Origin of the sequence: Chryseobacterium sp. StRB126, assembly GCF_000829375.1 — a bacterium.
In the GTDB taxonomy this organism is placed as follows: Bacteria; Bacteroidota; Bacteroidia; order Flavobacteriales; family Weeksellaceae; genus Chryseobacterium.
In genome coordinates this window covers 4,895,545-4,920,673 of the sequence record NZ_AP014624.1, presented here as the reverse complement: position 1 = coordinate 4,920,673, position 25,129 = coordinate 4,895,545, and the positions used below count along the sequence as shown (strand labels likewise).

Annotated in this window: 21 protein-coding genes; 10 read left to right on the top strand and 11 right to left on the bottom strand. The window is 34.7% G+C overall.

All coding sequences use genetic code 11. The annotated features are described in order from the left end of the window. Positions 1-42: 42 nt before the first annotated feature. A complete protein-coding gene (locus CHSO_RS22185; RefSeq protein WP_045500959.1) occupies positions 43-1,329 on the bottom strand; it encodes a CitMHS family transporter in 1,287 nt (428 codons plus the stop codon). 18 nt (positions 1,330-1,347) lie between these two features. Next, positions 1,348-2,040 (bottom strand): DUF2490 domain-containing protein, encoded by a 693-nt coding sequence (locus CHSO_RS22180; protein ID WP_045500958.1) that lies wholly within the window; start codon positions 2,038-2,040, stop codon positions 1,348-1,350. A 217-nt stretch (positions 2,041-2,257) separates the two neighbouring features. On the opposite strand from CHSO_RS22180, the gene CHSO_RS22175 reads away from it, so the two are divergent. Together CHSO_RS22175 and CHSO_RS22170 are read left to right on the top strand one after the other, a co-directional pair. Then, on the top strand, positions 2,258-3,298 hold the full coding sequence (locus CHSO_RS22175) for a sensor histidine kinase (protein WP_232509113.1): 1,041 nt from the start codon (positions 2,258-2,260) through the stop codon (positions 3,296-3,298). After that, positions 3,298-3,996 carry a LytR/AlgR family response regulator transcription factor gene (locus CHSO_RS22170; RefSeq protein WP_045500956.1) on the top strand — a complete coding sequence of 233 codons (699 nt, stop codon included), beginning with the start codon at positions 3,298-3,300 and terminating at the stop codon, positions 3,994-3,996. Before CHSO_RS22175 ends, CHSO_RS22170 begins: the two co-directional genes overlap by 1 nt. A gap of 36 nt (positions 3,997-4,032) precedes the next feature. Here the strand turns inward: CHSO_RS22170 and CHSO_RS22165 are convergent, their stop codons facing one another. Beyond that, entirely contained in the window at positions 4,033-6,417 is a 2,385-nt protein-coding gene (locus CHSO_RS22165; RefSeq protein WP_045500954.1) for a M1 family metallopeptidase, read from the bottom strand. Between the two features lie 67 nt (positions 6,418-6,484). Further along, entirely contained in the window at positions 6,485-7,063 is a 579-nt protein-coding gene (locus tag CHSO_RS22160) for a HupE/UreJ family protein (RefSeq protein WP_045500952.1), read from the bottom strand. Positions 7,064-7,133: 70 nt separating this feature from the next. Here CHSO_RS22160 and CHSO_RS22155 point away from each other — a divergent pair, with 70 nt between their 5' ends. Beyond that, the gene (locus CHSO_RS22155) at positions 7,134-7,634 is read left to right on the top strand and encodes a DUF6702 family protein (RefSeq protein WP_045500950.1); all 501 of its coding nucleotides are present in this window, start codon (positions 7,134-7,136) and stop codon (positions 7,632-7,634) included. On the opposite strand, the gene CHSO_RS22150 is transcribed toward CHSO_RS22155, so the two are convergent. The 5 genes from CHSO_RS22150 to radA form a co-directional block, all read right to left on the bottom strand. Next, positions 7,631-8,224, bottom strand: coding sequence for an ACP phosphodiesterase (locus CHSO_RS22150; RefSeq protein WP_045500948.1), 594 nt, complete (start codon positions 8,222-8,224; stop codon positions 7,631-7,633). The genes CHSO_RS22155 and CHSO_RS22150 overlap by 4 nt on opposite strands. Then, positions 8,221-8,928, bottom strand: coding sequence for a VanW family protein (locus CHSO_RS22145; protein WP_052480689.1), 708 nt, complete (start codon positions 8,926-8,928; stop codon positions 8,221-8,223). Before CHSO_RS22145 ends, CHSO_RS22150 begins: the two co-directional genes overlap by 4 nt. Then, the gene (locus CHSO_RS22140; protein ID WP_045500946.1) at positions 8,925-9,596 is read right to left on the bottom strand and encodes a class I SAM-dependent DNA methyltransferase; all 672 of its coding nucleotides are present in this window, start codon (positions 9,594-9,596) and stop codon (positions 8,925-8,927) included. Before CHSO_RS22140 ends, CHSO_RS22145 begins: the two co-directional genes overlap by 4 nt. Before the next feature lie 83 nt (positions 9,597-9,679). Beyond that, positions 9,680-10,786, bottom strand: coding sequence for an AraC family transcriptional regulator (locus tag CHSO_RS22135; protein ID WP_045500944.1), 1,107 nt, complete (start codon positions 10,784-10,786; stop codon positions 9,680-9,682). A gap of 13 nt (positions 10,787-10,799) precedes the next feature. Continuing rightward, entirely contained in the window at positions 10,800-12,149 is a 1,350-nt protein-coding gene (gene radA, locus CHSO_RS22130) for a DNA repair protein RadA (RefSeq protein ID WP_045500942.1), read from the bottom strand. Positions 12,150-12,290: 141 nt separating this feature from the next. Between radA and CHSO_RS22125 the strand changes: the two genes are divergently transcribed. The 3 genes from CHSO_RS22125 to yidC all read left to right on the top strand — a co-directional run bounded on the left by CHSO_RS22125 (position 12,291) and on the right by yidC (position 16,772). Beyond that, complete coding sequence (locus tag CHSO_RS22125; RefSeq protein ID WP_045500934.1) at positions 12,291-12,860, top strand: YceI family protein; 570 nt, start codon at positions 12,291-12,293, stop codon at positions 12,858-12,860. Between the two features lie 251 nt (positions 12,861-13,111). Then, positions 13,112-14,722, top strand: coding sequence for a CTP synthase (locus tag CHSO_RS22120; RefSeq protein ID WP_045500932.1), 1,611 nt, complete (start codon positions 13,112-13,114; stop codon positions 14,720-14,722). A 256-nt stretch (positions 14,723-14,978) separates the two neighbouring features. Further along, positions 14,979-16,772 carry a membrane protein insertase YidC gene (yidC, locus tag CHSO_RS22115; protein WP_045500931.1) on the top strand — a complete coding sequence of 598 codons (1,794 nt, stop codon included), beginning with the start codon at positions 14,979-14,981 and terminating at the stop codon, positions 16,770-16,772. Between the two features lie 68 nt (positions 16,773-16,840). On the opposite strand, the gene CHSO_RS22110 is transcribed toward yidC, so the two are convergent. Continuing rightward, a complete protein-coding gene (locus tag CHSO_RS22110) occupies positions 16,841-17,425 on the bottom strand; it encodes a ribonuclease HII (protein WP_045500930.1) in 585 nt (194 codons plus the stop codon). A gap of 620 nt (positions 17,426-18,045) precedes the next feature. On the opposite strand from CHSO_RS22110, the gene CHSO_RS22105 reads away from it, so the two are divergent. From CHSO_RS22105 to CHSO_RS26700, 3 genes are all read left to right on the top strand, one after another. Further along, complete coding sequence (locus CHSO_RS22105) at positions 18,046-21,126, top strand: SusC/RagA family TonB-linked outer membrane protein (protein WP_045500927.1); 3,081 nt, start codon at positions 18,046-18,048, stop codon at positions 21,124-21,126. Between the two features lie 11 nt (positions 21,127-21,137). Further along, positions 21,138-22,565, top strand: coding sequence for a SusD/RagB family nutrient-binding outer membrane lipoprotein (locus tag CHSO_RS22100; protein WP_045500925.1), 1,428 nt, complete (start codon positions 21,138-21,140; stop codon positions 22,563-22,565). 146 nt (positions 22,566-22,711) lie between these two features. Continuing rightward, a complete protein-coding gene (locus CHSO_RS26700) occupies positions 22,712-22,849 on the top strand; it encodes a bacteriocin-like protein (protein WP_144429008.1) in 138 nt (45 codons plus the stop codon). A 171-nt stretch (positions 22,850-23,020) separates the two neighbouring features. On the opposite strand, the gene CHSO_RS26065 is transcribed toward CHSO_RS26700, so the two are convergent. After that, entirely contained in the window at positions 23,021-23,158 is a 138-nt protein-coding gene (locus CHSO_RS26065; RefSeq protein WP_171817678.1) for a bacteriocin-like protein, read from the bottom strand. 162 nt (positions 23,159-23,320) lie between these two features. Here CHSO_RS26065 and argS point away from each other — a divergent pair, with 162 nt between their 5' ends. Then, the gene (gene argS / locus CHSO_RS22095; RefSeq protein ID WP_045500923.1) at positions 23,321-25,081 is read left to right on the top strand and encodes an arginine--tRNA ligase; all 1,761 of its coding nucleotides are present in this window, start codon (positions 23,321-23,323) and stop codon (positions 25,079-25,081) included. Positions 25,082-25,129: the final 48 nt, after the last annotated feature.

The following is a 25,129-nucleotide window of genomic DNA, read 5'->3' as shown; positions in this document are numbered from 1 at the left end:
TATTTGTGAAGTTGAAGATACTCATTATTCATTAAATTCTCATTATATCGTTCCGAGAAGCAGCGCTCCTATAAGCATGATAACCGATGATCCGATTGCCCACTTTAATGTGTATTTAAGATGGTCTGAATATTCCACACCAGCTAATGATACCAAAAGATAGGTGGAAGGAACAAGCGGACTCAGTAAATGCGAGGCCTGCCCCACAAGGCTGGCTCTTCCCAATATTTCAGGAGCAATATCCAATTGATGGCCCGTAGCCTCAATAATTGGCAATATTCCAAAATAATAAGCATCATTAGTAAGAAAGAAGGTAAGTGGAACACTGAAAATGGCGGTAATAATATTGAGATAGCCACCCCAGCTTTTGGGAACAATTTCAATCATACTGTTTCCCATTGCCTGCATGATTCCTGTTCCGTTGAGGATTCCTGTGAAAATACCAGCTCCAAAAATCATTCCTGCCACAGACAGAGCGTTTCCTGCATGTTTTGACATGATCTTTTGCTGATCTTTCAGTTTAGGATAGTTGATAACAGATGCAATACAGAATGCAATCATAAAAGCAATTCCTAGGGGAACAATATCCAGTATCATAACAATCAACAAGATGAGCGTCAGGAAAAGGTTGATCCAGATCAGCTTTGGACGAAGCAGTTTAGGATCAGCCTCCCCACTAATGTCGCTCGTACTATATTGAATGTGTTTTCCATATTTTGCAATGCGTTTTTTCTCCTTTTTTCCTAAGATATAAGCCACAAATATCACCCAAAGAATTCCTAAAGTCATAATAGGAATCATAGGGACAAAAATTTCTGTATGTCCCAGTTTCAGGGAGCTCATCACGCGTGCAGTAGGCCCTCCCCAAGGTAAGATGTTCATAATTCCTCCAGCCAGCATGATAATACAGGTTAGGGTAAGAGGATTCATGCCTTGCTTTTTATATAAAGGGAGCATAGCTGCAACCACAATAATATAGGTAGAAGAGCCATCACCGTCAAGAGAAACCAGAGTGGTGAGAATAGCTGTTCCTATAGTAGTTTTTACAGGATTATCTCCCACAGCTTTTAAAATAAGATTTACTAAGGGCTCAAAAAGGCCAGTGTCTATCATTAAGCTGAAATAAAGAATGGCAAAAATGAGCATGACGCCGGTAAGGGCAATTTCTTTGACTCCGTTTTTCATCATTTCTCCCAGATTTGAACCAAAACCAGCTATTAATGCTATTGCTACAGGAATAATAACTAAGGCGGTAAGAGGAGTCATTTTTTTATTCATGATGAGCACCATAAAAATGATAATCATCAGAAATCCAAGGAGTGTAAGCATAGGTGATTGTATTTGAGGTTATTTATTTTTATTTTTTCTCCAGTCAAAACTGTTTCGGTAGCCAACATAAGCATAGTTGCTTGTAGAACCGGTTTCAAGCTGATTGATAAAAGCGACTTCTATCGCCGAGTTTTTTCCGACTTTTATCCCTATTCCGGCTGTTAATCGGTTACTGTCAAACGGATCTTCTTTCACCACATTCATTCTGATTTCATTTTTCAGAATCCCGTAAAATTTTTCTTTCTCTCCGGTTTTGTTGAATGGAATTCTCAAAGAAATAAGATATCTCAGTCTGACAATAAATTCATCAGGATTACTGATAAACCGTTCTTCTACCCGAAATCGATGAGAGATAGAAGTTCGTCCGATATTTCCCCCAAGACTCACTTGCTGAAATGGTCTTTTTTCGTACCTCTCTCTTTTGGTATTGTCAGATTTATAGGAGTCCAGGATAAGAAACATCATTCCCAAAGCAGGCTTTACTTCATTGGCTACCTCGTAATCAACATAAGCTGAGACCAGAAAAAGCCTGGTGTCATAAGCCAGATCAAATGACCGATATTGAGAAAGCGCAGTTAAAGTGCTTTTGTCAGTCAATTTTGCAGACATGAGATATTGAAACCACATATTGTAATTGTCACGGCTTTGCGCACAGACAATTTGGCTAAATCCCAATAAGAAAATGGTGATTAATGATAATTTAACTTTCATGTAAAACTGAATTAATATCCCGATGTTTCAAATATATTTATAAGAAGAAGCCGTGAATTTATTTTTCAATCAATAGCAGTTTTTATCAGTGAACTGCAATCCCGGGTAAAAAAGGTCTTATATTTGAAAGATTGAAAATTGGATATTTTAGATGTTTTTTATTATCAATATTATGTTTATATTGTTGGTTTTTAGGATCTTACTAAATGGTAAGGTTTTGAAAAGACTGATGGAATATCATTGGGGGTTTTTGCTGAAGTTTCAGCATATCTTATTCTTTTTACTCTTTTTTATTATCACTTTTTTTACCGAAAATTACTTTTTAGATGTTCCGGAACTGATTTGGTCCGTATTATTTGTTATTATTTTCAATATTGGGATTTACTATTTGGTGTACTTTTATCTCGTTCCCCGATTTTATCTTTCCAATAAATATCCTGAGTTTATCTTGTATGCCTTTATCTGTTTTCTGGTATCAAGTCTTTTCAGAATTTTACTGGAGCCGGCAGTGTTTAATATGGAGTTTAATGAGACCTTATCCAATACAAAATTTTTATACAACGTCTACACGGCACAGGGGATTGTGATTTTGGTGGCCTCATTTCTGGGGATTACAAAAGATAAATTTTTGATTGAACAGGATTTTAAAGAATTAGGGGAGGAAAAAGATCAACTGTATCTTGCTCTTTTGAAATCCAAATTAAATCCGCATTTTCTGCTGAATACGCTTAATAATATCTATTCTAAAAGCTTTAATCCGTCTGAAAATACTTCAGAATCTATTTTGCAGCTCAGTAGATTGCTTCAGTACGTTATTTATGATACCAATAAAGAGAAAATTACCCTTATGCAGGAATTTTCATCCATTAAATCACTCATTGGGCTCTACCAGTTGAAGTATCATAATGTATTGGATATTGATTTTCAAATTAATGATGAAGAAATTCTGGAATTTATTGAAATTCCACCCTCCGTTTGTTTGACATTATTTGAAAATGCTCTGAAACATTCAGCAGTAGGAATAGAGGCAGATAGCTTTATAAAAGTTAATTATGAAATTTATGATCAGGAATTTGTATTTGAAATCAAAAATTCTGTAGCACAAAATAAAAATCTTATCGAGAATTCCGATAATAACGGATTGGGAAATGAAGCTGTTATCAGTATTCTGGAGAAATATTACCCTAAAAGGTTTACTTTTATATCCAAAGCAACCGAAAACAATACATACGAGACTCTTTTAAAAATTAAATTATAATGGCTAACCTTACAATTGTAGGTGTGGATGATGAATATCCCGCATTAGAACTTATCCGGCATTATTGTGCAGGGATAGAAGATGTTGAATTGCTGGAAACCTTTCAGAATCCTGAAGATGCCCTTCAATACTTACAAAAGAATAGGGTGGACCTTGTTATCTTGGATATCAATATGCCTTATATTAATGGAATTGATCTTTTACTGCAATTGCCTTACAAACCTCTATGTATATTTCTTACCTTGGAAACACAGTATGCAGTGAGAGCATTTGAACTGGATGTTGTGCATTATCTTGTGAAGCCTGTAGATTTTGAAACATTTAAAAAAGCAGTGTATAAAGCAAAAGATTTCTTACAGTTTAAACAGTCTGCAGAAGATAAAAAACAGGAAGATTTTATTATGTTTAAATCAAATTATATCATGAATAAAGTGCTTCTTAAAGATATAAAATGGGTTCAGGGTTTTGGAGAATATATTATCCTGATGACTCATCTGAAAAAATATATGATTCTGGAGCGGATGTCCAATTTTGAAGAAAACTACCATAATTTAGGATTTATCAGAATTCACAAATCATATATTGTACTATCTTCTCATATCAGTTCCTATGATTCGAATACGATCTATTTGAAAAATGGGGAACAGCTTCCATTGGGAAGAACCTACAAAAAACACCTGAAAGAATACTTTGGTTAAATAAAAACAGCTTTAAAGCTGTTTTTTTATTTAGAATTATATTTTTCCTGCGGCCTGCATCGGATTTACTTTTCCGTTTGAACTTCCTCTTACAGGAGCTCCTTCCTGTTTTTGCTTAAAGAGCTGGAATTTGGAAGTCTCACCACCGGAGCCATTGTTGGTCCATAAGTTATTGTTTGTATCAATATCAGCCGTTTCTCTCATCGGGTCTAACTGAATAGATGTAAGCTTCTTATCAAAATAATACGTTTTGGACACTTTTTGTTCATTCAGTCTCCAGATCTGTGCAGAAGACTTATCATATAATTTTGAACCGTCTTCAAAAGTGAATTCAAGAATAATTGGCATTACCAATCCACCTTTGTTCACAAAATCGATCTGATAAGCAGTAATATTTTTGAATTTTTCCTTATCCTTAGCATCCAAAGGTAGAGTAGGATCCACTTTAGTCGTATACTCTTTAGTGCTTACCTTTTCCTGACCTCTGTCATATCTATAGTAGAAATCCTGAGCCTCTTTATCCTGATCAACATAGAAGGTGATATTTTTGTCTTCTCTGTTTCTGATTTTTGAAAGGTCTTCAAAGCTGTTTACTAAAGGTTTGTCAACCTGATATTTTATTTCTTCAGCAGCTTTCGGATTCGTTTCCAGGTTAGGTGTTGCTACTGTTACTTTATCGATGGCAATATCTACGGGATCAGTTCCATAGAACCATCCTCTCCAGAACCAATCAAGGTCTTCACCACTAGCATCTTCCATCGTACGGAAAAGATCTGCAGGTTCAGGGTGTTTGAAAGCCCATCTTTTTGCATAAGTCTTGAATGCTTTATCAAAAAGTTCTCTTCCCATAATGGTTTCACGAAGGATATTCAATCCTGTAGCAGGTTTTGAGTAAGCATTCGGACCATATTGAACAATATTTTCAGAATTACTCATGATCGGTTCCAATTGATCTTTCGGAAGCTTCATGTAATCTACAATCGTCCATGCCGGACCTCTTTTAGAAGGGAATTTATTATCCCATTTTTCTTCGGTAAGATATTCTGTGAAGGTATTTAATCCTTCATCCATCCATGCCCATTGTCTTTCATCAGAATTGATGATCATCGGAAAGAAGTTGTGACCTACTTCATGGATAATTACCCCAATCATTCCGTTTTTAGTTCCTTCAGAATAAGTTCCGTCTTTTTCCGTTCTTCCGAAATTGAAGCAGATCATCGGATATTCCATTCCACTGGCTGCTTCTACAGATTGAGCTACCGGATAAGGGTAAGGAATAGTAAATTCCGAATATGTTTTAATCGTATGGGCTACTGCCTTTGTGGAAAATTTTCTGTAAAGTCCATAAGATTCTTTAGGATAGAAACTCATAGCCATTACCTTATTATTGTTTTCAGGAATGGTGACACGCATTCCGTCCCAAACAAACTTTCTGGATGAAGTCCATGCAAAATCTCTTACATCATTGGCTTCAAAAACCCATGTTTTTCTTTGCTTGGAATGATTTTTCTCTGCTTTTTTAGCTTCGTCTAAGGTTACAATTTCTATAGGTTCAGAAGCGCTCTCTGCTTTTTTGTATCTTGAAAGTTGATCAGAAGTTAATACCTGATCGTAGTTTTTACATTCCCCTGTTCCGCCTACAATATGGTCGGCAGGCACATTCATCGTAACTTTATAGTTTCCGAAAACCAGGGCAAATTCTCCTCTTCCGGTAAACTGATGATTTTGCCAGCCCTGAAAATCACTATACACACACATCCTTGGATACCATTGAGCCATGGTGTATAAGTCATTCCCATCTTCCGGGAAGTTTTCATAACCGCCGCGGCCACCCATTTTCATTCTATTGGAAATATTGTAATTCCAATCTACCTTGAAAACAAATTTTTCTCCTTTTTTCAAAGCTTTTGGAAGGTCAATACGCATCATAGTTTTATTGACGGTATATTTTAAAGGACTTCCGGAAGCATCAGTTACTTTTTCAAGGGTCACCCCATAACCATTATCCTTTACTGGAAGTTCAGTAACCTTAAGCTGCTGGTCTGTTGTTGACGGTTTAAGTATTGAAGAATTGTCATATCCTGCATTTCTTATACTGGAATGTTCATTTTCATCAAGCTGAAGCCAGATATAATCCAGTTCATCAGGAGAATTATTGTAATAAGTAACCGTTTCCGAACCTTTCAGATTTCTTTTATCTTCATCAAGGTAAGCGGTAATGTTATAATCAGCTCTGTTTTGCCAGTAGGCATGTCCGGGAGCTCCGGAAGCTGTTCTGTAAATGTTGGGTGTTGGCAGAATAGTTCCCAGCTGTTCAAACTTGTTGCCATGATTGCTGCCCGGGTTATTCTGAATATTTTGTGCGGTGAAACCTGTATATGCAAATACAGAAAGTGAAAGTATAACAACTTTTAGTTTCATAACCGAAATGATTTAATAATTATCAAAGATAGTAATAAGCGGTTGAAATAATAAAAATATTTCACGTTTAGAAAGGAATTCTTTCCAAAGTCATTTTTAAGGATAATGCAAAGACTCCGGATGAGACAAAAAGGATCCAGTCTTTTTTATTCACCTTAAAAAGGGTAAGCAGAATAAACAGCAATATTAAAATTGCTCCCACAATAACGATTTGCCCTAGTTCCAATCCGATATTAAACCCTAATAACGGGACTGCAATACTTTGACTCTTAGCAATCATTACTCTTGCTGTATTGGCGAAACCCATCCCGTGAATCAATCCAAAAATAAGGGCAAGGTAGTAATTGGCCCGCATTAACGTCTGTTTCTGATTTTTCATAATAATATTATCCAAAGAAGTAAGTACGATGGTTAAGGGAATTAAAAATTCAACCCAATCCGAAGGAACTCTGAAAACATCAAGAATACTTAAAGCTAATGTAATGGAATGCCCAATAGTGAACGCCGTTACGAGGATAATAATTTTTTTCCAATCACTATAAGAGTAAACGGCAATTAGAGCCAAAACAAAAAGCTGATGGTCTAAGGCATCAAGGGAAATAATGTGCTCCCATCCAAGGTTTAAATAAAATAGAAAATCCTGCATCATAATGTAAAATATAATGCGTACGAAAATAATGATTAATTTCGTACACATTATTTAAAAGTCGGGGTTTATGAAGAAATTATGGCTATTGTTGCTCCCAATTGTTTTTTTATTGTCTTTTACAAAAGTATGGCATCCCTATCACGTAGGATCTGTAGAGATCAGCTACAGCTCTAAATCTAAAACCTTTGAAGTAACAGGAAGATTCTTTCTTGATGATCTGGAGAATGGCCTGGGGAAAAAGTATGGAGGAACTTTTCATTTTAATGATGACAAGTACAAGGTAAAACTTAATGAGGCATTGTCTAAATATTGTCAGGAATATTTTAAGCTCAAAACAGACAATAAATTTCTCAAGATAAATTATATAGGATATGAAGAAGATCAGGAATCTGTAAATGTTTATTTAGAATCAGAGCCTGTAGCCAATCCTAAAAAAATCGAAGCGGCTGTAAGTTTCCTGTACAACCTTTTTGATGACCAGATTAATATTGTTCATATCATTGTAAACGGAGACAGAAAGAGTGAAAAATTAACGTATCCGAACCGATATCTTTATAAACAGTTTTAATTTTCCAATTGAAGGCGTATATTAATGTCTTTTGCATGAGCAAGTAGGTCCGGAAAAAAATCATTGTAGCACTCTTGAAGAAAATCTTTATTCGTTAAAAAGGCTTCAAAAACAGGAATATCCTTATCCAGATACTTTGCTTTGTTCAATACATTTTGGATACTGAATTTAATGCCCCAGTCTTCGCGGTAATTATAAAGCCAGTCATCCTGTTCCATTTTAACCAGCATTTTCTTGAAATTTTCCGGGAGCCATTCTTCATTAGCATTTAAAATTCTGTAAACACGTAAAGAATGGGTTTTCCATTCTGTTAGAGAGTTTAAAGAAAGATCATTAGCTACAAAATAGTCCATAGAGACATCTACAAAGGCCCCTGCATAAAGCCTTACCAAGGGAGCAAATACTTTTTTAGCTTCATGAATGGCAGGGTGAGAATCTGTGAAAGTATCAATGGCTCTGTGTAAAGTAATTCCATCCTGAATATCCTTAGGGAAAGAAAAACGATCCCTGTTTCGGATAAAATCTTCCAAAAACTGACCAACAATTTGTCCATCAGTGAAAGTGAGAAGGGAGTGAGCCAGATAATTCATAAACGAATATAAAAATTTTTAAACAAAGTTCGGCTATTACTTACTGTTTCCACCCAGACTCCTTTTTCAATTTCGTGATATTTAAACTCAATATCGTTTAAGATCACTTCTTCCGGGGAAATCAAACTCAGATGAAGTTCATCATCATGTATCTCGCATTTAAACTGAACAGGAAACGGAAAAGAATTCTGAATCTGTAGGTCTTTGTAACCATAAACAACGGTACAATCCGAACCTAAGGGTGTAAAACGTTCCTCCTCTTTATAAATATCCATAGAATGTGGATATCTTTCTAAAATCTTTAAGCCGGATTGAAGAGCTAAATAATATAAAATAGAGGAGAATTGGCAGATTCCGCCGCCGAAATCACTGGAAATTGTATTGTTGATGAGGTTTCTTCCTTCCTTAAAGTTATTCTTTGCACTAGGCTTTCCAATCATTTTCCAGAAAGAAAATACTTCGTTGGGGTGAATGATAAGATTGTGAATTTTATTACCTACAACTTTTAAATTATGAATTTTATTATCATGAAACGATCCGTTTTTGATAGCCTGTCGGAGTTTAACTGAATATTCACCAATGTTTTCTGAACGATATTCTTTGGGGTAATTGTAATTTTTTTTTTGATCAGCCAGATACCGCTGCAAAAGTTTTATCTGCAGTTTCAATGAATGAGGAATCCAGTTTTTCAATCGCTGTTTCATACCTTTTCTAAAACACTAATGTGATAAGATGCCCAATTTTTCAGAAAAGTGCGGCAAAGAAAGATGTCCAGCGGAAGAAAGAATTTTCTTATGGCTTTCGGTAATCTGTGAATAGGAAAAAATAATATTCCAGTTGTACTTTTAACTTTCCATTGGCCTTTTGAAAGTTCTGTAATTTCTGAAACTGAAAAGCTATTGCCGGCATGCCAGTCTTCCTGTGGAGAAACAGATTTTTTTCTGCTTTTTACAGGATAATCAAAAATCAAAATCCCTTTTTTGTTTAACTTTTGATAGCATTCATTCAAAAACGTCATCGTTTCTTCCTGATTTTGATGCATAATAACATGAAAGCAGAAAATGCAGTCAAACTCACCATGAAAAGGAATTTCTGAAATTTCCCCCACGCCCAGATTTTTTTCAGGATATTTTTGGCGGGCAATATTCAGCATATTTTCGCTGAAATCTGTTCCATGGGTAGCAAAATTTAATAGCCTGCCTGTTCCACATCCCAGATCCAAAACCTTTGTATATTTTTTATCTTTGAAAAAGGAGGTTAGAAAAGCTCTTTCCTGATGGTCAATATATTTCCCATAAGAATTCCCGAAACGGTTCTCATCATAAGATTCAGCGAGGTTGCTGTAATATTCCAGAATACTTGTTTTCATCATTTGAAAATCTTTTGTTAAGATCTTTAATTTTATTGACTTCTACAATTTTTATTCCGAATTATTCCCTTTTTAATGAAGGCAAATTAGCTGAATTGGTCTTTTCTGAATTCGGTAGGAGTCATACCAGTCATTTTTTTAAAGATAGTATTGAATGCCGTTTTTGAATTAAAACCGGAGTCAAATGCAATTCCTAATATAGAAAGTTTGTGAGAGGAGCTATCAATAAGCATCTTTTGTGCGTGTTCAACCCTGTATTTATTCACAAAATAGAAAAAGTTTTCCTGAAAACCCGTGTTGAGAAGGTAGGAAAGTTGATGGGCATTGATCTGAATAAGATCAGATAGTTTTAATAAATTGAGTTCTCCATCCAGATAAGGTTTTTCTGTTTCCATTACAGTGATTAGCCTTTGTTTTAAAGACTCAAATTCATCATCAGGAATTATTTTTTTCCTTGAGATTTCCTCTGCTTCATTTTCCAGTTCAATAGAAAGAAGTTCTGCCCGTTGGCTTTTATCTACAGGATAGATTTCCTTTTGTCTGAGAACATAGTAGAGCGTACTGTAAAGGATAAATAAAAACAGGAGATCCATCACCAAATGCTGATGCATTTTATACACAAAAGTGTTGAAAAGCTCATAGCCAACCGTTATGATAATGGTTACAAAAAGAAGAAAACTTAATTTAATCAGCCATTGTAAGTCGATATTCTCTGTATTGGACGAAATAGTTTTAATTCTCTTCTGATGTTTTCTGATTTTAAAATAAATAAGGGCGATGTAGGGAAGATTGTGAGAGACATCAATGAGCATTACCATACTTCGGATGACCGGATGGTTTTCCATATTGAACAATAAGATCCAATAAATTACAGGAGTAATAAGACAAATAAGATCAGTTCTTTTAAACCTATAATTAGGGTTGATAAAAGACACAACACTGAAAAATAAAAAAATAGGAGTAAAGATCTGTAATGCATATACCGTAAATACAAACCAGGAGTCTGGTGAAATTCCACAAAAATGTAAAATATCAAGAAGCCAGTAACTGGACCAGAATAATATAAACATCCCGAAAAAAAAGTTGGCCTTTTTATTAACCCGCATAGGATTAATCAATACGGTAAATGAAAGTAAGGTTAACCCCCCATAAAGTAATACAAGGACAAACTTCTGAATGTTTTCGAGTTGCATTATTTACATTTTTTTAAAAAAGTCTTTCATGGAAATCTTCAATTTTACTTACTTCTTCAATCTTGATTCCGAATTTTCTTTTCGGAATTTTATTAAGATTGGAAACAAATATCTTTTCATACCCCAATTTTTCAGCTTCTGTAATTCTTTGTTCAATTTGAGCAACCGGACGAATTTCTCCGCTTAACCCAATCTCTCCGGCAAAACAATAATGTTCTGAAATGGCTATATCTTCATTAGAAGATAGAACAGAGGCTATCACGGCTAAATCCAAAGCAGGATCATCTGTTTTTATTCCACCCGTAATATTAAGGAAAACGTCTTTAGCTCCTAATTGGAAACCAGCCCTTTTTTCAAGAACTGCAAGAAGCATATTTAATCTTTTTGAATCAAATCCGGTACAGCTTCTTTGAGGAGTTCCATAAACGGCTGTACTTACCAATGCCTGAATTTCTAAAAGCATGGGTCTGTTTCCTTCCAGCGTTACTGCGACAGAATTTCCGGAAAGTTCTTCAAACTTCTTGGTGATAAGGATTTCTGAAGGATTTTTAATTTCCTTCAATCCCTGGGATACCATTTCATAAATTCCGATTTCGGAAGTGGATCCAAAACGGTTTTTGTTGGCTCTCAATAATCTGAAAAGGTGATTTCGGTCTCCATCAAAATTTAAGACCACATCTACCATATGCTCCAATACCTTTGGCCCGGCAATCTGGCCATCTTTGGTAATATGACCTACTAAAAATACAGGAATGCTGTTTTCTTTAGCGTATTTAATGATCTCGTTGGAACATTCTCTGATTTGAGAAACCGTTCCGGGAGAACTTTCGATCAATTGAGACTGTAGTGTCTGAATAGAATCGATAATCATGAAATCCGGTTCCAGTTTTTTAGCTTCATGAAGAATTTTTTCCAGCGAGGTTTCTGTAAACAGGAAGCAGTTTGGATTTTGAATATCCGTTAACCTGTCGGCTCTCATTTTAATCTGAGAAGCACTTTCTTCCCCGGAAACATAGAAGATTTTTTTCTTCATTTTTAAGGCAAGCTGAAGCAAGAGAGTAGATTTCCCAATTCCCGGTTCACCACCGATTAAAGTAACGGAGCCTAAAACAATTCCACCACCAAGAACACGGTTCAGTTCTTCCGAAGGCGTTTTAAGTCTTGGTTCTTCACTGGTTTCTACCTCAATAATATTAATGACGTGTTGTTTGGTTTTTGAGAAGGGTACCGCTTTACTATTGGGTTTTTCCACTACTTCTTCCACCAGAGTATTCCATTGTCCACAGTTTTTGCATTGTCCCATCCATTGGGAGTACTGGGTTCCGCAGTTTTGACAGAAATATGCCGTTTTCAGTTTTGCCATACTGCGAAGTTATAAAAAAAGCATTTTTTTTCCGAGGTTTAAATGGATTTAAATATGAAATACTAACATAGATCAACGATAGAAATATCTTTATATCTTAGCTTTGTTGAAATTAAAATATTAATGTAAAATCTAATTATAATGAAAAAACTATTTTTATCCTTCGCATTCGCACTTTTAAGTACTTTCTCCTTTGCTCAGAATAATTGGGACATAGATCAGATGCACTCTTCTATAAATTTTACCATTGAACATATGGGGATCAGCTTTGTTCAGGGAAGGTTTGATAAATTTGGCGGAGATCTTACAACAAAAGGCAATAGTCTTGATAATGCTGGATTTAATATCAATATAGATGTTGAAGGTATTAATACTGGAGTAGAGATGAGAGACAAACATCTTAGAAGTAAGGATTTCTTTGATGCGGGAGAGTATTCAGCCATTAAATTTACAGGAACTTCCGTTTCCAAAGAGAAAGATGGATCATACATATTTAAGGGGAAACTTACCATTAAAGACGTTACAAAAGATTTTAGTGTACCGGTAACCTTAGGAGGGATTACAAAAAATAAAGAGGGTAAAGAAATTATGGGGCTTCGTGCAAAATTTACGATCAACCGTTTTGAGTATAATGTGAATTATGATCCTACGACAGCAGGTATTGCTAAGTGGGTGGAGATTAATACTTATTTTGAATTGATTAAAAGATAATTTATACTTATATCAATGAATTAAAGAAAGTGGATCCATAATTGTTTGGATTCACTTTTTTTGTATTGAGCATATTAGCTTTAGATGTAAAAAATAAAGAGAGTTATGACGTAGCATCATTTATGTATTCCAAACATAAATAAAAAAAATACTCAGGTTTTATAGTTGTTTGAAGGATGTTTTCTTATTTTCAAAATCTAAAAGATTGCTTTGTGTTTCTTTTTCCCATAACTTTGCACAAACCTAATCTAATGAGTAAAAAGAATACAAAATACATCTTTGTGACAGGAGGTGTAACTTCATCTTTGGGAAAAGGAATCGTTTCTGCTTCTCTGGGACTATTGCTAAAATCACGCGGTTTTAACGTAACGATCCAAAAACTTGATCCTTATATCAATATCGACCCGGGAACTTTGAATCCTTATGAACACGGAGAGTGTTATGTGACCGAAGATGGTGCGGAGACGGATCTGGATTTAGGTCACTACGAGCGTTACCTTGATGCTCCTACATCCCAAAATAATAACGTTACTACAGGAAAAATTTACCAGACTGTAATTGAAAAAGAAAGAAAAGGAGACTTCCTTGGAAAAACAGTTCAGGTAATTCCTCATATTACTAACGAAATTAAACGTAGAATTAAAATCCTTTCTAAACAGAACTACGATATCATCATTACTGAGATCGGAGGAACAGTAGGAGATATTGAATCTTTACCATACATTGAAACTGTTCGTCAGTTGAAATGGGAACTGGGAGAGAATAATTCTATGGTCATTCACCTTACCTTATTGCCTTATCTGGCTTCAAGTGGAGAATTAAAAACAAAACCATCTCAGCACTCTGTTCGTCAGTTGATGGAAAGTGGAATTATGGCTGATGTATTGGTGTGTAGAACTGAACATCAAATTCCAAAAGATCAGAGAGCAAAATTAGCTCAATTCTGTAACGTTCCATTAGAAAATGTTATCGAATGTAAGGATATGGAAACAATCTATGAAGTTCCAATGTACCTTCAGAAGCAAAACTTTGACGATGTAGTACTGAAAGAACTGGATCTGAAGAGTGATAAAGATGCTGATCTTAAAGACTGGAAAACTTTTGTGAAAAAATTCCAGAATCCTAAAAGAACTGTTGAGATTGCATTGGTTGGAAAATATGTATCCCTTCAGGATTCTTATATTTCTATTGCTGAAGCTTTCAAACATGCAGGAGCTGACCTTGAAACGGAGGTAAAAGTAAGATGGGTATACAGTGGAGATATTACAGAAGAGAATATCAAAGATACACTGAAAGGTGTAAATGGAATCCTTGTAGCTCCGGGCTTCGGAGACAGAGGAATTGAAGGAAAAGTTCTTACTGCTAAATATGCAAGAGAAAATAAAATTCCAATGTTGGGAATTTGTTTAGGAATGCAGATTATGACTATTGAATTTGCAAGAAATGTTTTAGGACACACGAAAGCAAACTCTATGGAATTTGATACTGCAACTCCTGATCCTGTAATTTCAATAATGGAAGAACAGAAAAATGTAATCGATAAAGGAGGAACAATGCGTCTTGGAGCATGGAAGTGTGCTTTGAAAAACGGATCTAAACTACACGATATTTACGGAAGTAAAAATATTTCTGAAAGACACCGTCACCGTTACGAATTCAACAGTGATTATCTTCAGGAATTTGAAAAGAATGGTTTCTTAGCTACAGGAACAAACCCGGAAACAGGATTGGTGGAAGCGTTGGAATTACCAGCTCACCCGTTCTATGTTGGAGTACAATACCATCCGGAATACAAGAGTACGGTAGCTACACCGCATCCTTTATTCAGAGCTTTCATTAAAGCTTGTGAAACATCTAAGTAAGAAATTTTAGTATGGGAAGAGTGTAATATTCAACCCTGCGAAAAGAAATAAGGTAATTTTTTACCATAAACGTCTAGATACAAACTCAGGTTGATTTTTCTCAGCCTGAGTTTATTATATACTAATGCATTATAGTATAGAGTTTTGATAAAAAAACAGTATTTTTGTCAGCTCAAATTTGCTACAGATTTATAAGTTTTCTTATAGGATTGTAGCAAGCCCATAAATAGGAAATTTTAATTATAACAAAAATAAAATGCAACAAAACAACGGAATCGATAAGAAGCAGATGATTAGTTTCGCGGTTTTATGCCTGATTCTTTTTGGTGCGATGTTCTATTTTCAGAACAAGCAAATGAAAGAAGAAGAGTTAAAAGCTCAGCAGCAGAAAACGGAACAGGTGAAAAATGCCGTAAAACAAACTCAGGCCACCAATATCAATCCAAATGTAACTCCTAATGCGATTCAGACAGCTAATTTGTCTAACAAAGAACTGAATGTAGAATTCTCAAGTTTAGGAGGACAAGTTTCTAAAGTTCAGCTTTCAGAATACAAAGCATACAATAATAAAACGGATCAGGCAGACCTTCCGCTTTATCTTATCAATAAAAATAATTCAAATTACGGTTTTCAGTTTAAAGACAAAACAGGAAAGGTTATCAATACTAAAGATTTAGTTTTCTCACCTACTGTTAACGGTAACGCTGTAACGATGACAGCTAACTACAATGGAGCTGTTATTCAGTTTATTTATACGCTACTTCCGAAATATACTCTTGATTTTAAAGTAAGAACTCAAGGTCTTGCTGCGGTTACTTCTGATAACAAAGCAGATTTTATCTGGGATTATAGCGTAAGAAACCTTGAAAAAGGTAGAGCTCAGGAACAATCTCACTCAGAATTTTCTTATGCTTTCAATAATTATAAAGATTATGATTATGATGGAAGAACTACCATGGAGGAGGAGAAAGAGACTCTTAACTGGATTGGAATAAAACAACAGTTCTTCACTTCTGTTATTGAAGCTAAGAATGGATTTACCCACAGTAAAGGTAATCAGGAAAATGTAGAAGAAGGAGAGTATTTGAAGAAACTCAATTATGAAGGTTTCGTTCAGATGACCGGAAGTGAATTAAATCAGGATTTTACATGGTATTTTATGCCATTGGATTTACCACTATTGAAATCTTACGATAAAAACTTTGATGAAATTCTTCCATTAGGTTGGTCATTCATCGGAGCAATGAACCGTTATTTCTTCATGTGGTTATATGCAATTATTGCGGGTTGGGGATTATCTGCAGGTTGGGTAATCTTTGTAATGACGATCATTGTAAAGCTTATCTTATCTCCAATTATGTACAAACAGCATAAGCTGAGTGCAATGATGAAGGTAATTCGTCCGGAAATTGATGAGGTAAATGCTAAATTTAAGGATGCAGATCCAATGAAGAAGCAGCAGGCTACAATGGAAGTATACCGAAAAGCCGGAGTAAATCAGATGGCAGGATGCTTACCTGCATTGGTGCAGATTCCAATCTTTTATGCATTATTCCGTTTCTTCCCGAATTTTATTGACCTGAGAGGACAAGGGTTCTGGTTTGCAAAAGATTTAACAGCTTATGATGATTTGATTAAGTTACCATTTAAAGTTCCATTCCTTGGAGATCACTTAAGTATCTTCGCATTGGCTTGTACAATTGTTATCTTGATTTATACAGTAATGACATCAGGAAACATGCAGCAGCCACAACAGGAAGGAATGCCGAATATGAAAGTATTAATGTATATCTTCCCGATTACATTCCTATTCTTCCTGAATACTTCAGCATCTGGTCTTTCATGGTACTATTTTGTATCGAATGCAATTAACATTCTAATCATTCTTGTGATTAAATATGTAATTCTGGATGAAAAGAAAATCCATGCTCAGATTCAGGCTAATAAAGAGAAACCGAAAACGGAAGGTAAATTCCAGAAGAAGATGAGAGAAATGATGGAGCAGGCTCAACAGCAACAACAGTCGCAAGAGCAAAAGAAAAAGAAATAATCTAACATATAAAAAGAGAAGCAATTTGCTTCTCTTTTTTATTTATAAGGAATTTTTATTTTTTTCAGTTAATCATATTTTAATCTGAACGATTGTCTGTGATGTATTGTTGGTCCATGTTTGATGAGCGCTTCCTGATGCTTTTTTGTAGCATATCCGAAATTGGTATTCCAGCCATATTCTGGGTATTCTTCATGAAGTTCAATCATTAATCTGTCTCTGTAATTTTTTGCAAGAATAGAGGCAGCAGCAATAGATAAAACTTTTGAGTCTCCTTTAATGATACACTGATGCGGAATATAATTATAAGGATGGAATTTATTACCATCTACCAGAATAAGTTCCGGTGTTATCGTGAGTTGGTCTAACGCTCGATGCATGGCATGAATACTGGCATTAAGAATATTGTGTTCATCAATAAATGTTGGTGGTAGCTCTGCAATAGCATAGTTTTTCACATTATCCTTGATGTAGCTGTCCAGATCCATTCTGGTTTTAAACGTTAGTTTTTTTGAATCATTAACCAGATTCTGTTTGAAATCATCATCTAAAATGACAGCTGCCGCAACTACGGGCCCGCTTAAACAACCTCTTCCTACTTCATCACATCCCGCTTCGATGTAATGGTCTGTCCATTTATGTAATAATTCCATGTTTATGTGTGATATACGAGGTGTAAAATTAAAAAAAACGAATGTATTAGCTTCATATTTTGGCGGTTTTTATGAAAACAGTCAAGAATAAAAAAATTACCAATTGAATATAAGTTAAAAACTGAATTTTATAGTGAATAGCTAGAAATAGACTGATATTGCAAAATATAAATCTATTTTTTTGAAGGTATTTTATTTATGATTTTATTATATTAATTTATTCATTTTTTTATTAAAACTCTAATCTGTTTTTCGCTGTTGGCTCGACGTTTTTAGCCTTTTCGGGGAGCAAAAAAAAAATATGCTCAGCATTGCATGTGGTTAAAAAATGCAAATTTTATTCTAATAATAGTGATTTATATTATTGTAAACCAAAGTGTTAATGCGGTTTACGGTAGATATGAATATAGAAAATATCAATAATTGATGTCATTGATGTATTCAAAATAAAATATCGATTAATTTCCCTTGTTTTTGTTAAAAAGAGTGTTTTTAACTTAATTTAATAGTTTATTGTACGTATTAATTTGTAATTATTGAATAATCGATATTTTTTTTAAAAAATTCTTTGTGTTGTTAGGAAAGTTTTACAAATTTGTAGGGTACAAAATTAATTTGATATGAAGAAACTAACAACAGGTCTTCTTGTTTTAGTATTGTCTTCTTCTATTGCCGTTGCAAATGCTCAGCAAAAGAAGGACACTATTAAGACAAAAGAAATCGAGGGCGTAGTCGTAACCGCTCTTGGTATTAAAAGAGAGAAAAAGGCACTCGGATATGCATCTCAAGAAATTAAGGGAGATGTTTTAAGAGAAGGAGCTAATACAGGAAACATTTCCAGCCAGATGGCAGGTAAAGCTGCTGGGGTTCAGGTTGTGACCAGCTCAAACTTTGGAGGAGCATCAAGTGTTGTGATACGTGGTATGAAGTCCATCGGAGGAAATAACCAGGCTCTTTTCGTAGTAGATGGGGTGCCAATCAGTAATAATAATAATACCATTTCCTCTTCTTATACAATTTTTGATGGGGGTAACTCAATTTCTGACTTAAACCAGAATGATATAGAAAGCGTTAACGTTCTAAAAGGAGCAGCCGCTTCTGCACTTTATGGAGAAAGAGCTTCTGCAGGGGTTGTGGTAATTACTACTAAAAAAGGGAAATCCCGAAAAAATGATGATTGGGGTGTTACTCTTTCTACTGAGTACCAGTATGGAGAAATTGATAGATCAACTTTTGCGAAATATCAAAATAAGTATGGAGCTGGATATGGACCTGCTTCTACTTTTCTGAAAAGAGATGTTGACGGAGATGGAGTTCTTGATCTGGTAGTAGGAACAAGTAATGATGCTTCTGTTGGTGCTGCTTTTGATCCGAATTTGATGGTTTATCAATGGTATTCATTGTATCCACAATTGGCAGGGTATCATAAAGCGACTCCCTGGGTGGCAGCGAAACATACTCCAGTTGATTTCTTTGAGAGTGCACAAACTACTTCAAATTCAGTTACCATTGAAAAAGGGGGGGAAAATGGAAGTATTTTGTTGAATTATAATAATTTCTTAACTACCGGAGTTCTGCCAAATTCTGAACAAAAGAAAAATACGCTTTCTGCAAAATTTGATTATAAAGTAACGGATAAACTTACAGCTACTGTTTATTCGTCTTTAACTATGCAGAATACTATAGGTAGAAATACTACAGGTTATAATGATAATATTCTTACAGGATTTAGACAGTGGTGGCAAACTAATGTTGATATCTATCAACTTAAAGATGCTTATTTTGGAACTGGTGGGCAAAACATAACATGGAATCCTTATGGATATGATGACCCAGATAACTTCCAGGCACCAGCATATTGGAATAACCCTTATTTTGATCGTTATCAAAACTATCAGAGTGACTACAGAACACGTTTCTTCGGATATGCGATGTTGAACTATAAAGTATCTAATGCTGTAAGTATTACAGGACGATTGTCATCCGACTTCTCTAACCAAAAAACTGAAGTTAGAAAAGCTGTAGGCAGCCATCCTGAATCTTTTGGAATTGTTTCCGGGGTTCCTACAACGTTAAATCCACAACCAAATGCTTCTTCAGGTTATTATCTAGGTAATTTATATACAAATGAAATCAATTTTGATTTATTTGCTAACTATAATAAGAAATTTGATAACGAAATTAGCTTAGGAGCTTTATTAGGTACTTCCTTGAGAAGAAACTCCATTGAAACTACGGACGCATCCACTCAGCCAGATTTGTCTGGAGCTGGATTAATCGTTCCTGGTTTATATGCTATCAGAAATTCTGCAGGACAAGTTGTTCCTACTCAGGAATATTCTGCTACTGCTACATTACCAAGAGCTTATGGTCAGATCTCCTTAGGATATAAAGATACTTATTTCTTAGAAGGTACAGGTAGTGTAGATAAATCTTCAAATTTACCAAGTGGTAATAATGTATATTTTTATCCATCGATTTCAGGATCCGTAGTTTTATCTAACCTTATAAGTCAGGATTGGCTTTCTTTCTTAAAAGTGAGAGGAAACTGGGCACAGGTTGGTAAAACAACTGATAACTTCAGATTAATTGATACTTATAATATTAGAGGGTTATATAATGGTATTCCAATTGTAGATCCCAATAGTACTAAAAACAATTTTAATTTAAAGCCTGAAAGATCTACGGAGATAGAAGTAGGTATGGAGGCAAGATTCCTTAACAATAGAATTGGGTTTGATGTGAGTTTGTATAAAACAAATTCGAAAGACCAAATTCTAGTAGTACCAATATCAGGAGCATCTGGTTATACAAGAAAATTGTTTAACGCCGGTGAACTTGAGAATAAAGGGATAGAAGTTCAATTAAATTTAGTTCCATTGAAGAGCGAAAACTTCAGATGGGATATGAACTGGAACTGGGCGATCAATCAGAACAAGGTTGTAAGTCTTAATGAAGGAATGAAAAACTTACAGTTAGGGAGAGCTGTTAATGATGTAACCTTTAATGCACCTGCAGGTGAAGCCTATGGACAAATTTGGGGGACTGATTATATATATTCTCCTGACGGACAAAGAGTAATTGATCCTAATACTGGAAAATATATGATCACAACGTCCAAAACTAATGTGATCGGTAATATTATGCCACAATATACTTGGAGCGTAAGAAACAACATTACTTATAAAGCATTTACATTTACCTTCCTTATTGATGGTCAACAGGGAGGAAGTGTTTTCTCAGGAGATATGTTGTATGGAACTGATACTGGATTATATCCTGAAACGTTGGCTATCAGAGAACCAGGAGCAATATTGCCAGGTGTAGTAATGCAAAATGGACAGTATGTTCAAAATAATGTTCCGATTAAAACAATATCTGGATCATTATTACGTACAGGACAATATGCAGCAAAAGAATTCGTTTATGATGCAACCTTCATTAAATTAAGAGAAGCTGCGATCTATTTTGATGTACCAAAAAGCTTATATGCCAATACTTTCATCAAGAGTATGAAGTTTGGAGTATTTGGAAGAAATTTATGGATTATTCATAAGAATTTACCTTATGCAGATCCTGAAGCAGGGTATACAGGAGGTTCGGCCACTGGAGTACAGGGTGCTAATTTATCTAGAGGTTATTCTATTGGAGCAATGCCTACAACCAGAACCTTTGGAGCTAATTTTACTATTAATTTTTAATTGAAGTCAAAATGAAAAAAATAATATTAAGCCTTTTTATAACCAGCATGGCTTTAATATCATGCGAAAGGGACATTACCTCACTAAATGAGGATACTAAGAACCCGGCAAATGTAAATCCTGAGTTTATGTTTGCATCAGCGGAAGTTGGACTATTAACTCAGATGACCAGCCCAAGTGTAAATCTAAATATCTTTAGATTTTTTACTCAACAATGGTCTGAAACTCAATATACTGATGAATCGGTTTATAATCTTCCAAAGAGAAGTGTACCTGATAATAATTGGAATATCTTGTATGCACAATTACTAAAATTAGAACAGGTGAGAGTAGCAACTAATGCAACTAGCGATGCTTCTCTTAAAGCAAGTAAAATTGCAACCATCGAAGCTTTGGAAATATATATCTATAGTGTATTGGTAGATACTTATGGAGATGTTCCATACTCTCAGTCTATTAAAGTTGATCAATATCCAAACCCTGCTTATGATGATGCGAAGACAATCTATGCTGATCTAATCAAAAGAGCTGATGCTGCTCTTGCTTTATTAGCAACTTCAACTTCTTCAGGTTTTGGTTCAAGTGATGCCATTTTTGGTGGAGATAAAAATAAAATTAAAGCATTTATAAATAGTACAAAACTTAGATTAGGTTTAAATTTAGCTGACGTGGATAATGCTTTGGCAAAATCAACTGTTGAAAGTGCTGTATCTAGTGGTGTAGTTCTTACAAATGCTGATAATATCGGATTAAAATTTGCTTCGTCAGGGCAATTTGTTAATCCTATGTTTATAGAAATGGTATCTAGTGGTCGAAATGATTTTATACCATCTGATGTCTATTTAGGTGCAATGAATGCTGAATCAGATCCAAGACGTCCAAGTTATTTTACAACAGCTCCTTCAGGACAATATGAAGGCGGAGTATATGGTTCTGAAAATGTATATGGAAGTTTTTCACATGTGAATCCTGAGCTTTTAAAAGCAGATAGTTATGCTTATCTTTTTGATGCTGCAGAAGTTAATTTTATGTTAGCAGAAGCTGCTGAAAGAGGATTTAACGTTGGAGGAACAGCGGCAACTTATTTTACAAATGGTATTAAAGCTTCAATGGATTTCTGGGGAGTTAGTGCAGCAGCCCGTGATGCCTATGTTGCGGCTCATAATTATACAACATTACCAGGAACATGGAAACAAAAAATTGGAAATGAAGCTTGGATCGCGACTCATAATAGAGGATTCGAAGCATGGGAATTCTCAAGAAGGTTGGATTTCAGGGTATTTGTAAAACCAGAAACAAGAGATGTACCTACAAGACTTTATTATCCAATTAATGAAGGAAGTGTAAACGGAACTAATAGAGCAAATGCATGTGTAAAGCAATGGGGATCTGTAAATGGAGATGTACAAGGAGCCAAAGTATTCTGGGATAAATTTTAATTAAAATTTTCTATTTAATAAATATAAACTGCCTTCGGGCAGTTTTTTTGTTAATGAAGATATCAGATATTTATTAAAATGATTTTTTTTATCTCTATTTCATGAATTATTATTATATTTAAGTTCACAATAAAAAAATAAAAAATATGAAAAATTTGAAAAAAATGTCAACACAAGAGTTGAAAACAATTCAGGGAGGGGCTGCGCCAGAATGGTGTGTGGGTCCGGGGGGATGTTGGGATCCTAAAACAAAAAGGTGTTATCCAGCGGGAGAATGTCCTTAATATAATTAAGAGAATTACTTATATTCTAGATAACTAAACTTAGAATATCTGGATATAATATTAAGTGTATCTGGAAATGACAAGGAATTATTAGTTTTTAGAAAAGAATAAAAAATCTTCTAAGATAGAAACTGCCTTTGGGTGGTTTCTTATTTTATACGCCACAGTCAATTATTTTGGAACGTAAGCTCCCCATTCCTGGCATTGTTTGTAGCCATCAGGGCATCTTCCCCATGGTTCGCAGCAAGGTGCATTTCCGGCAGTAATTTTTTTAAGGCTGGCTTTTGAGATTTTCTTTAGATTTTTCATAATAAAGTTTTGTTTATTTAGTATAATAAATATATGAAAAATATAGACAAAGCTTTGATTTTCAAAATAATTATTCAAAAATATTCTAAATAATTGAATGTCTGCCTTTGCATTGTAGACTTGTCTTTTTTATTTCACTAAATTTGTACTTTAAATTTTGAGATGAATATTAAAGATATTATAGAACAAAAACTTTCAGAGGTTATTTTAAATGTGTATCAATTAAAAGACATCAACCTGGAAGTTCAGGAAAATAAAACGGAATTTGAAGGTGATTTTACAATCGTTACTTTTCCGTTGGTAAAACAATTGAAGAAAAATCCTGAAAGTATCGGAGTAGAATTAGGAGAAGCTTTAACAGAGCAAACGGATATTTTCGAAAGCTTTAATGTGGTTAAAGGATTTCTTAATGTTAAGGTTAAGAATCAACTGTTTGTGGATAACTTCAGATCTGTTCACAATGGTTTTTCAACAATAGATAAAAAAAATGCAACGGTAATGGTTGAATATTCTTCACCCAATACCAACAAACCTCTGCACTTGGGTCATATCAGAAATAACCTATTAGGTTTTTCCGTGGCTCAGATCTTGAAAGAGGCGGGTTATGATGTGATCAAAACTCAGATTATCAATGATAGAGGGATCCACATCTGTAAATCGATGTTAGCATGGGAGAAATTCGGAAACGGAGAAACTCCTGAAACAACAAATACCAAAGGAGATAAATTTGTTGGAAACTACTATGTAGAATTTGACAAAAATTATAAAAAAGAGATTGCTGAATTAGTAGGGGAGGGAATCACAGAAGAGCTGGCTAAAAAAGATGCTCCCATCATAAAAGAAGCTCAGAAAATGCTTCTTGATTGGGAAAATGGAGATGAAACAGTAAGAAATCTTTGGGCAGAAATGAATTCTTGGGTATACAAAGGGTTCAATGAGACCTATAAGAGATTAGGCGTTGATTTTGATCAGATTCAGTACGAAAGCAATACCTATATTTTAGGAAAAGATCTTATCCAGGAAGGTTTGGATAAAAGAGTTTTATATCAAAAAGAAGATGGTTCTGTTTGGTGTGATCTAACAGATGAAGGACTTGACCAAAAACTATTACTACGTTCTGATGGTACTTCAGTTTATATGACTCAGGATTTAGGAACAGCAGTAGAACGTTTTAAGGATAACAATATTCAGAAGCTTATCTACACTGTAGGTAATGAACAGGATTATCACTTCCAGGTTCTATTCAAAATCCTTAAAAAATTAGGATATGAATGGGCAGATCAGTTATTCCACCTTTCTTATGGAATGGTTGAATTACCGGAAGGAAAAATGAAATCCCGTGAAGGAACTGTTGTAGATGCTGATGATTTAATGCAGGAAATGTATGAAACAGCAAAATCTAAAGCTCAGGAACTAGGAAAACTTGAAAGCCTTTCTGAAGAAGATAAAGAAGTTTCTTATGAAACAGTAGGTTTAGGAGCTTTAAAATATTTCATGCTGAAAGTTGATCCTAAGAAAAAAATGCTTTTCAATCCTGCTGAAAGTATCGATTTTAACGGAAATACAGGGCCATTTATTCAATATACTTACGCTCGTATCCAGTCATTGTTATCAAAAGCAGCATTTGCATATGCTGAAACTGCTGATGTAACTTTGAATCAGTTTGAAAAGGAACTGATTATGCAGTTGGCTAACTTTAAAACAGTAGTAGCAAAATCTGCTGAAACGTTAAGTCCAGCTTTAGTGGCGAACTATGTATATGACCTCGTAAAATCGTATAATTCATTCTATCAGAATAATCCGATCCTGAATCAGGATGATGAAAATATCAAACAATTCCGTCTGAATCTATCAGACCTTGCAGCAAAAACGATCAAAAAATCGTTAGAGTTGCTGGGAATAGGAACTGTAAACAGAATGTAAAAAAAATGAGCCTCCTGATTTCAGGAGGCTTTTTTGTATTGATATCCT